Annotated in this window: 2 protein-coding genes and 1 pseudogene; 2 read left to right on the forward strand and 1 reads right to left on the reverse strand. The window is 61.8% G+C overall.

The window, feature by feature from the left end; all coding sequences use genetic code 11:
• Positions 1-348 (reverse strand): annotated as a pseudogene (locus G341_RS24075) (transposase); the annotation flags it as partial.
• A gap of 283 nt (positions 349-631) precedes the next feature.
• On the opposite strand from G341_RS24075, the gene G341_RS0100090 reads away from it, so the two are divergent.
• Positions 632-1,051: a hypothetical protein gene (locus G341_RS0100090; RefSeq protein ID WP_245556869.1), complete on the forward strand. Its 420-nt coding sequence runs from the start codon at positions 632-634 to the stop codon at positions 1,049-1,051.
• Positions 1,052-1,053: 2 nt separating this feature from the next.
• On the forward strand, positions 1,054-2,495 hold a 1,442-nt coding region (locus G341_RS23270), incomplete at its 3' end, for an MMPL family transporter (RefSeq protein ID WP_043449861.1).

The following is a 2,495-nucleotide window of genomic DNA, read 5'->3' on the forward strand; positions in this document are numbered from 1 at the left end:
CGGTGAGCACGCGGCAGATCGGGTAGACCCCGAACACGTGTCGATAATCGTCGACGTACTCGACGAGTATCGAAGTCGGCGGTCGACCTCCGCCGCCGCGAAAAACGCTGACGCAGTCTTCAAAATCTCTTTGGCCCTTCGCAATTCAGCATTCTCCTTACGGAGGGCTTTGAGCTCAGCCGAGACGTCCGAGCTCGCTGCCGCACTGCTCGGATGTCGAGAAGAGCGCCGACGTGTTTACAGGCAGGCGCCGAGCTTGGACTCGCCGTCGTACTCGTTCAGCCGATCGTGATACATCCGCACGGCCCGCTCACGGGTCTCCTGATCGAACTTGCGTGGTGCCGCCATGATCGCATTCTCCTGGTGCGTTCACGGTCTCCACCAGATCCAGGACGGTTCCCTCGCGCTCCTCGCGCACCGCCTCCGCCCAAAGCCACCCCGAGCAGATCAGCCACCTCGGTCAGCCAGTGTCGATAACTCATTGCCCAACATGTACTCGTAGCAACATCGGCGCTACGTTACTGTTAGTATTTGGTACTCGCGGTACGTGAAAGGGGAATGTGTGACGCCGTCGATTCGCGCGTTGGTCAACGCGCTTGCTGTGATCGCTGCGACCGCAGCATGTCCGTTTGTGCTATCCGGCTGTAGTGCAGACGATCTGCAGGGCGGCAAGGTCGTCTACAGCTCGTACCCGCCGGTGAGCATGTTGCCGTCCCCGCCGCCCGGCAGTCCGGTCCTGCCGTCGGCATTCCCGCGCGATGTTCCGGTAGTAAAGGGGTTGTACGCGAAGCGGACAGGCCCCGGGGGCACGCAGATACTCACCGTCACCGGTGTCACCTCGGATGCGCTGGCCGATGCGCGGAAGCTGTTCGCCGCGGCGGGCTTTCAGCCGCAGACATTCGTCGGGCAGGAGGCATTCCTCGGATCGGCCCATCTCGTGCTACTCAGCAGTGAGGATCTGCCCGGCTCCTTCTCCATCACCTACACGGTCACGCCCATGACGATGCCGGGGATCGGCTCGATCCCGACGACCATCCCGAAGCTCTTCTGACTATGGCGCATCAGTACAGTTCGAAATTTGAGCGCGTCGGCCGATTCATCGGCAGGCATGCCATCGCGGTGATCCTCGCGTGGGTCGTCGTTGGCATTGCAGTCAATGCGGCTTGGCCACAACTTGAAAGGGTCGCTAACGAGCATTCGGTGAGCCCGCTACCGTCGCCATCGGTGAGTCCGTCGCTGAAGGCGATGAAGACTATGTCAGCGGCCTTCGGGCAGAAGAATGCGGATAACGCCGTGGTGATCGCGATGGCCAGCGACGACGGTTTCGATCGCGAGGCGCAGTCGCTCTACAGTGCTCTGGTCGGGCGGCTTCGGGACGACCAGCAGAACGTCGCGTACGTACAGGACATACTTTCGAATCCTGACGTGAGAAACAATCCTATCGCGCGCGATCAAGTCATGAGCTCCGATGGCAAGGCGTGGTTGCTGACAGCGACTCTGCAGGGCGGTATAGGCTCGCCTACCGCAGCGCGGGCAAGTCGGCAGGTAAACAATTTGGTCGAGCAGACGTTCAGGGGAACGCCTGTGGTCGCTAAGGTGACTGGTGCTAGCTCAACTGTTACCGATATGGCCGCCATTGGGGCTAGTGACCTTATCAAGATCGGAATCATTACGGTGATCGTGATCGCGATCATCCTGCTGATTGTTTTTAGAGTATCTACGACCGCCCTATTGCCCGTACTCGTAATGGGGATGAGTGTACTAGTGGCACGCGGCGTAGTCGCCGGGCTGGCCGACGCGGGCGTGATCCCGATCTCGTCGATCTCGGGTGCGTTGATGATGGCGGTCTTGATGGGCGCCAGCGTCAACTACACGGTCTTCCTGATCAGCCGCTATCACGAGAACATCCGGCGCGGTGAGGACCCCGCCGAAGCGCTGGCGCACGCGTGCGGGTCGATGACCCGGGTGATTCTGGCGACCGCCGCGACGGTCGCGATCGCGAATCTGGCCCAGCTGACCGCGAAGCTGAAGTTCCTCGCCGCGTCGGGGCCCTGCGTCGCCATCGCGATCGTCGTCGGCTTCCTCGTTGTTACTACGCTATTGCCGGCGATACTGAGCGTCGCGGCGCGATTCGGCCTGTGTATGCCGGGGCACGACCGCGCCGGTCCCTATTGGCATCGTATGGGCGTGCTGGTGGTGCGGCATCCGGCCCGGGTGTTCGCCTTCAGCCTGGTGCTGCTGGTGGCGCTGGCGACGGGAACATTCTTCCTCAAGCCGTCCTACGACATGCAAGATCAGCTGCCGGCAAAGGCGCCGTCGAATGCCGCGATTTCTTTGCTCAACAAGCATTTTCCGGGCAATCGGATGATGCCGCAGTTCGTCCTCGTACAGTCGAAGACCGACCTGCGCACGCCGCAGGGGCTGGCCGACCTCGATCAGATGGCCGGTCGCATCGCGCAGCTGCCCGGGGTCGACAAGGTCGTCGGCATCACCCG

The organism is Jongsikchunia kroppenstedtii DSM 45133, from assembly GCF_000380485.1.
In the GTDB taxonomy this organism is placed as follows: Bacteria; Actinomycetota; Actinomycetes; order Mycobacteriales; family Mycobacteriaceae; genus Jongsikchunia; species Jongsikchunia kroppenstedtii.